Here is a 7008-nt window from a genome sequence, read left to right as displayed (position 1 = left end):
AATCGTTCCAGATGAAGGTGAAGATCAGCACGGCAAGTGCCGCCAGCGCCGGTTTCATCAATGGCAGCACGACAAACCAGAAGATGCGCCATTCCGCAACACCTTCGACCCGTGCCGCCTCGATCAGCGGGAACGGCAACGCGCGAATGAAGTTGCGCATGAACAGCGTGCAGAACCCGGTCTGAAACGCAATGTGAAACAGCACCAAGCCGGTCTTGGTGTTGTAAAGCCCAAGGTCCAGCGTCAGGTCGCGCACCGGCACCATCAGGATCTGGAACGGCACGAAATTGCCCGCGACGAACATGAAGAACACCCAGATGTTCGAGCGGAAATTGTAGATGCCAAGCGCAAAGCCCGCCATCGCGCTCAGCGCCACTGCACCAATAACGGTGGGCACGGTGATGAACACGGAATTCAGCATGTAACGCGGCATGTCGGAACTGAAGAACACCTGCCCGTAATTGTTGAGCATCTCGAACGATCCCGGCGCACCCCAGTAGTTTCCCTGGGTGAAATCCGAGGCCGGTTTGATCGAAAACACCGCAACCGCGATCAGTGGCAAGAGCCACAGGATCAGCGCGATGGGCAGCATCGTCTTGTAGGCGGTTTGCGCAGGCGCGCTGGCCTGTTGAATGGGCCGCGGAAACATCAGATCGCCCCCCCGTCATTGCGCAACGGCCTGATCTTCATCTTGCCCAATAAACTCCCGCCGGAGGCTCCTGTCAGTAACAACATGCTCAGTGCCCTTTCTCTTCGCGATACATCGACCACAGGAAGTAGGCGATGAAGACCAGCATGATCAGGAACAGGATCACAGCGATGGCCGCGCCATAGCCCATGCGGAAACCATATTCCGACAGTGCCTTTTCGAACATGTAGAAGGACAGCACGCGGGTTTGTCCAAACGGGCCACCGTTGGTCATGATCGAGATAAGATCGAACGAGCGTAGCGCGCCGATGATCGTGACCACAAAAGCGATGAATGTGGCCGGGCGAAGCTGCGGCACAATCACGTACCACAACATCTTCCAGCCCTTCGCGCCGTCCAGTCGCGCCGCCTCGACCTGTTCGGGATCGACGGCGTTCAGGCCGGTGAGATACAGGATCATGCAATAGGCGGTCTGCGGCCAAAGTCCGGCCAGAATAATGCCATAGGTCGCCAGTTGCGGATCACCCAGCACGTTGACGGGGCCAAGACCAACCAGTTCCAGCATGTTGGACAGCAGACCTTCGTTCGGCAGGTAGAACCAGGCAAACACCAGCCCGACGACAACTTGCGAAAGCACAAAAGGAAAGAAGAACAAGGATTTGTAAATGCGGATACCCGGCACGGTCTGGTTCAGAAACAGCGCGATGAACAGGCCAGCAGGGATCGCCAGAAGATAACACAGCAGCCATTTGAAGTTGTTCCACAAGGACACTTCAAATGCGCGATCGTTCATCAGTTCAGCATAGTTGCCAAGCCCGATATACTCCGCCTGCCCCAGTCCATCCCAGTCGTAAAGCGAGATCGAGAAGCTTTGGAAGATCGGAATGATGACATAGACCGCGAAGAACAGGATCGCGGGGGCAAGAAACAGCCACGGCGTGACCGCGATCTCGTTGCGTTTGTACCAGCCGCGTTGCGGTGGTTCGGTGTCAGGCAGGGCTGTGACGGTCATGGTCGGGTCTCCTCCACACGGGCCACGCAAAAACCGATTGTCGGCTTGCGGATGGGCCGGGATGGGCCGGGATGGCGCCCGGCCCGCCGAATGCCTGACTTACCTGTAGACGCGCTCTCGGACTTGTTCGAGCCGCGCAAGGATGTCGTCCAGATTGTCCGGGATCACCATGAACTCTTGCAGACCCTGCATCGCTTCGGCCGCCATTTCCGCCGGGAAGTCGCGGTCAAAGAATTGTGCCACGCCACCCGGGCTGTTGGAGGACAGCATGGTGAAGCCCTGTTCAAGGAACTTGTCATCATCGATCGACGCAGACGCGTTCACCGGAAGCTGGCCGAGGTTTTCACCGTTGTTGATTACGGTCTGTTCTTCGGCAGACACAACAAAACGCAGGAATTCGCGGGCTGCTTCCTTGTTGCTGGCATTGGCCGGGATGTGGAACGTGTCGGTCGGCGCGTCTTCGGCCAGTTCGACATCCGGGTTGATCGCTGGGAACTGGTAGAAATCAAGCTGGTCATCGCTCAGACCGGCTTCGCGCAGCGGCGCCACGGCGAAGTTGCCCATCAGGTAGGACGCGGCTTCGCCATTGACCATGAACGGCAGCGCTTCCTGCCAGCTGTAGTTCTGGTGGTTGTCGACGAAACCGCCCATGTCGATCAGTTCGCGCCAATTGGCAAAGGTCTGGCGGACGCGATCATCGGTCCAGGCCACCTCACCCGCAGCAAGCTGCATGTGGAAGTCGAAACCGTTGGTGCGCAGGTTGAGGTAGTCAAACCAGCCGCCAGCGGTCCACAGGAACTTGGTACCGATGGTATAACAGGCACGGCCGGACTCGACGATCTTGGCGCAGTTGGCTTTTTCCTCTTCCCATGTCGCGGGCTCGGACAGGCCCAATTCGTCGAAGATGTCTTTGCGGTAATAGATGCCCCACTGGTAGTAGGTATAGGGAACGCCCCATTGCTTGCCGTCGATGGTCATCGCGCCTTTGGTCGAGGCAAGGTTGTCGGCAATTGCGGGTTCTTCCCAGAGGTCGGACACGTCTTCAAAAAGGCCCGCGTCGACATAGGGCTTCATCCGGTTGGCGGCGTACCATGTGGCCACATCCGGCGCATCTGCGGTCAGAAAGTTTCGGATCTGGGTCTTGTACGCCTCGCGGTCGATCACGGTTGTTTCGATGTTCAGATCAGGATGCGCCTCTGCGAACCGTTCGATCATCGCTTCCATGGTTGCACGCGGTGCCGGGTTCGACGTGTCGAGGAAAATCTTGAGATCGCCGCTGAGTGCGTTGTCTTGTGCAAATGCCGTCGAGGCGGCAAAGGCCGCGGTCAGCGCCAATGCCGACGCTTTCAATGTGGAACGCATGGTGTCCTCCCTTATGCTCCCAATTCTGGTGCAAGAATGGTTCCATTATTCGAAACCTTGTTTTGCATATTGAAATCATAACAGCGACTCGCCTATGGTTGTCAACAGCCGTGGCACCACGAACCTGGCTAAGGGAGGGATTTCGCGCATATGACTGCGGTTGTACGAAACGATGGAACCGTCGGCAAAGCGCTTGCTGTGCTGGACCAGATTGCGTCCTACAGCCGACCGGTGCGGTTCGGAGAGTTGCTCAACGATTCAGATCTGCCAAAGGCGACTCTGTACCGATTCGTGCAAACCCTGACCAATCAGCGGATGCTGCAATACGATCCCGAACGGCAGACTTATGCGCCGGGGCTGCGGCTAGTGCGACTTGCGCATGCCGCCTGGGCGCAATCCTCACTCGCCCCGGTTGCCCGTGCGCATATTGACGCGCTGAGCGCCGAGACCGGCGAAACCGTGCATCTTGCCCAGCTTGATCATGCGCAGGTGCTTTATGTCGACAAACGCAACGCGCGCGATCCGGTCGAGATGTTCAGCCAGGCCGGCAAGGTTGGACCGGCCTATTGCACCGGTGTCGGCAAGGCGATGCTGGCGTTTCTGCCGGAATCTGAACTCAAGACCGCCCTCGCCCAGCAAAGCTGGCATCGGTTCACGTCAACGACTCATTGCTCGGCGGCCAGTCTGAGCAAGGAACTGGCCGAGATCAGGAAAGAAGGCCTGAGTTTCGACCGCGAGGAACATGAAGTCGGTATCGTCTGCGTGGCGACCCCGATTCTGAACCGGCAGTCGCGACCGCTGGGCGCTTTGTCCGTCACCGGAACCACCCGCCGCACCGATCTTGAGACATTGCACAGGCTTGGCCTCCGCCTCAAACTGGCCGCCGCCGCGATTGCGCAAGACGCCGAAAACTGGCTTTTCCCGCAACCCTCCGCATCGCCCAACACACCCAACAACGGAGAGATTTCCCATGTCCGGAGTGACCCTTGAAACCGTCATCAAACGGTATGGCCAGACGCAGGTCATCCACGGCATCGACCTTGATGTCGACGACGGCGAATTCTGCGTCTTTGTCGGGCCCTCGGGTTGCGGCAAGTCGACGCTCTTGCGGATGGTGGCCGGGCTCGAAGAGACCACGGAAGGCAAAGTCCGGATCGGTGAACGCGATGTGACCCGGCTTGATCCATCGGATCGCGGCGTCTCGATGGTGTTCCAGACATATGCGCTTTACCCCCATATGACGGTCGAGGACAACATGGGATTTGGCCTTAAGATGACCGGCCATCCCACTGCAGAGATTAAGAAAAAGGTCTCGGAGGCCAGCCGAATTCTGAAACTCGACGACTATCTCAAGCGCAAACCCAAAGCCCTGTCCGGGGGCCAGCGTCAGCGTGTGGCGATTGGTCGGGCGATTGTGAGTGGGCCAGAGGTGTTCCTGTTCGACGAACCACTCTCCAATCTCGACGCCGAACTGCGCGTCGAAATGCGGGTGGAAATCGCGCGCCTGCACAAGGAAATCGGCGCGACGATGATCTATGTCACCCACGATCAGGTCGAAGCGATGACCTTGGCCGACAAGATCGTGGTGCTGCGCGCTGGCCGTATCGAACAGGTCGGGGCCCCCATGGAACTTTACCGCGATCCGGACAACCGGTTCGTGGCAGGGTTTATCGGATCGCCGTCCATGAACTTTATCCGGGGTCAGGTTCAGGGGGACAAGGTGGTGTCGGATGGGCTTACCCAACCGGTGGCGAAAACCGCGACCGCGCAAGACGGGCAATCGGTGCTGATCGGGTTACGGCCAGAACATCTTGACCTGACCCCCGGCACATCGCACCGGGTGGATCTGACCGAAAGCCTTGGCGGTGTGTCTTATGCCCACCTGATCGGACCGGACGGCGAAAAGATCATCGTCGAAGAACGCGGCGATCAGCGCTCGTCGGATGGAGACATGGTCGATCTGGTTCTGGACCCCGACCACATGTACCTGTTCGACGCAAAAACCGAAGCCCGGTTGCGATGACGGACTAGTTCAACGGGATCGACACTTTGAACTGCACGGTCTCGATGCCTGGATTGTCATCGTAGATCCCGGCATTCGAGCGGTGATCATAGCTCAGCGCCATGCGCCAGCCTTTGGACGTCTCGTAGCCCAGTTCAAGTCCGGACCGAAACTCGATCACTCCCCCCAGATCAAATCCGCCATTGTCGAAATACAGCCCCGGCATCGAATGCAGTTCAGCATACCCGCCACTGCGTCCAAAGGGAATCGTGTAGGTCGAACCGAAGCCGACCCATGTTTCCCCGTTTTCGCCAATGGACAGACCGGCGGCATTGCCGAACGGCCCGCGTTTGTGGCCCAGATCATAGCGCAGATAGACCTCGCCCGCCGGGTCGGCGCGCCGTTCAAGCACTTCGCCACCGGAAATTGCAAAGCGTGGAGTCACGTCTGACTTGCCAAGGCACCCCGCATCTGTCCCGCAATGGTTTACGCCCATGTCGGTCAAGCCGAGAACGAACATAAGTACTGCGAAAGTTCCGTCTGCCATGATGCCTGCCCCTGTTTTCACCCTCGCATCACCATGCCAAAGCTATCCATCCCGCGCAATCGAAACACGGCGCTGATCGGGACTGGCACAGCGGCAATCACGATTTTCATGCCGTTAACGGGACGGCAGGGATGCGCGATGTGAAAGAGGAACTTGGGGCGCCATCGTCTTCAAGCTTGATGTCTTGCCCGGAGCGTCACACACTTACACTGGCTGAGGGTTCACGGCATGTGGTCCGATCTCTCCGAAGTCCTGCAAGGAGCTTTCATGGTACAAGGCCTGGTCGATTTGCCGATCGTCCTGACACGCGGTGCACCACCGGGCGGCGACACGGACCTTATCGCTGACGCGGCACGGATCGCCGCAGATCTTTCGGCAGAACGCGGACCAGAACGCATTCCCGGCCTGGTGACCTCAAGCGGTGCCATCGCCCTGGATTTCCTGACCGCCGCAGAGCCCTATGTCTCCGCAAAAAACCCGTCCTTTTGCGAATGGGGCAGCGGGCTTGGCATCGTCACCTGCCTGGCGCGACGTCTGGGATGGAACGCCACAGGGGTCGAGATCGAACCCCGCCTCATCGACATGTCCCGCAATCTTGCAGCGTGCCATCGTGTCGACGTGGCATTTCACCAATGCAGCTACAAACCAGATGCGCTATTTGAACCAGGCAGTGACATCGGGGATTTCGATACCGGGCTCGGATTTGGATTGTTCGATTTCGACGTCATCTATGCCTATCTCTGGCCCGCTGAACGCGACGCGGTCACTGCCGCAATCGGACGGCATGCGCGTGACGGCACGATCTTCCTGCGCTACGGCGGCGGCGTGACCTGCGATGCGTTTCGGGTTTCCCGTCCGGCGCAGGCTGACGGTGCCAGAAGTGAGCCGCATAATAGGCGTCTGACCCCCTGAACGGGATCAACGCGATAACATCCCTGCCTTCAGCAAGAACGGTATCACGTCATATGTTGATTTTGGAGGTATCGTAATAGAGAGACACGTAATTATTTGGGGGGTTTATTAGGTTTGGCGGTGACCTACTCTCCCACGACTTGAGTCGCAGTACCATTGGCGCGGTGGCACTTAACGGCCGGGTTCGGAAAGGGACCGGGTGTTTTGCTCACGCTATGACCACCAAACCGAATAAACCCCCCTGTCACGATTTTGGTGTGACGGGATCAACTGTTGTCCAAGCCAAGTTTTTTCACTTGATGATGTGCTTTTGATCATTGGTCCAGGTGTGGGTGACGGTGTTCTGTCATTCCACGGTGTGGCAACGGGCATGACTGGGTCATAGCCTGCCTGCCACTCGGTGCGTTGCTGTGCAACGCGCCGGTTTTGTTGTTACTGGATCAAATCAAGCCTATCGGGCCATTAGTACCGGTCAGCTGAACGCATTGCTGCGCTTACACCTCCGGCCTATCGACGTGGTGGTC

At 58.2% G+C, this 7008-nt stretch carries 7 protein-coding genes and 2 rRNA genes; 3 read left to right on the top strand and 6 right to left on the bottom strand.

Annotation, left to right across the window (positions count from 1 at the left end; all coding sequences use genetic code 11):
* From ACTIEN_RS21485 to ACTIEN_RS21475, 3 genes are all read right to left on the bottom strand, one after another.
* The coding region (locus ACTIEN_RS21485) for a carbohydrate ABC transporter permease (protein WP_439525191.1) at window positions 1-649 on the bottom strand (649 nt) is incomplete at its 3' end.
* Window positions 650-737: 88 nt separating this feature from the next.
* Window positions 738-1661 (bottom strand): carbohydrate ABC transporter permease, encoded by a 924-nt coding sequence (locus tag ACTIEN_RS21480; RefSeq protein ID WP_439525190.1) that lies wholly within the window; start codon window positions 1659-1661, stop codon window positions 738-740.
* Between the two features lie 99 nt (window positions 1662-1760).
* Window positions 1761-3023, bottom strand: a complete 1263-nt coding sequence (locus ACTIEN_RS21475; RefSeq protein ID WP_439525189.1) for an ABC transporter substrate-binding protein — start codon at window positions 3021-3023, stop codon at window positions 1761-1763.
* A 150-nt stretch (window positions 3024-3173) separates the two neighbouring features.
* On the opposite strand from ACTIEN_RS21475, the gene ACTIEN_RS21470 reads away from it, so the two are divergent.
* Window positions 3174-4013, top strand: a complete 840-nt coding sequence (locus ACTIEN_RS21470) for an IclR family transcriptional regulator (protein WP_439525188.1) — start codon at window positions 3174-3176, stop codon at window positions 4011-4013.
* Window positions 3994-5046 carry an ABC transporter ATP-binding protein gene (locus ACTIEN_RS21465; protein ID WP_439525187.1) on the top strand — a complete coding sequence of 351 codons (1053 nt, stop codon included), beginning with the start codon at window positions 3994-3996 and terminating at the stop codon, window positions 5044-5046. The genes ACTIEN_RS21470 and ACTIEN_RS21465 overlap by 20 nt, the downstream gene beginning before the upstream one ends.
* Before the next feature lie 4 nt (window positions 5047-5050).
* Here the strand turns inward: ACTIEN_RS21465 and ACTIEN_RS21460 are convergent, their stop codons facing one another.
* On the bottom strand, window positions 5051-5572 hold the full coding sequence (locus tag ACTIEN_RS21460; protein WP_439525186.1) for an acyloxyacyl hydrolase: 522 nt from the start codon (window positions 5570-5572) through the stop codon (window positions 5051-5053).
* A 267-nt stretch (window positions 5573-5839) separates the two neighbouring features.
* Here ACTIEN_RS21460 and ACTIEN_RS21455 point away from each other — a divergent pair, with 267 nt between their 5' ends.
* Complete coding sequence (locus ACTIEN_RS21455; RefSeq protein ID WP_439525185.1) at window positions 5840-6484, top strand: class I SAM-dependent methyltransferase; 645 nt, start codon at window positions 5840-5842, stop codon at window positions 6482-6484.
* A gap of 112 nt (window positions 6485-6596) precedes the next feature.
* On the opposite strand, the gene rrf is transcribed toward ACTIEN_RS21455, so the two are convergent.
* Together rrf and ACTIEN_RS21445 are read right to left on the bottom strand one after the other, a co-directional pair.
* Window positions 6597-6711: ribosomal RNA gene (gene rrf / locus ACTIEN_RS21450) — 5S ribosomal RNA — on the bottom strand.
* 214 nt (window positions 6712-6925) lie between these two features.
* A 23S ribosomal RNA gene (locus ACTIEN_RS21445) occupies window positions 6926-7008 on the bottom strand; the annotation flags it as partial.

The sequence above is a fragment of the Marivita sp. genome (genome assembly GCF_051859345.1).
Classification (GTDB): domain Bacteria; phylum Pseudomonadota; class Alphaproteobacteria; order Rhodobacterales; family Rhodobacteraceae; genus Marivita.
Note: the sequence above shows the minus strand (reverse complement) of the source record. Positions and strands in the feature narration are given on the sequence as shown.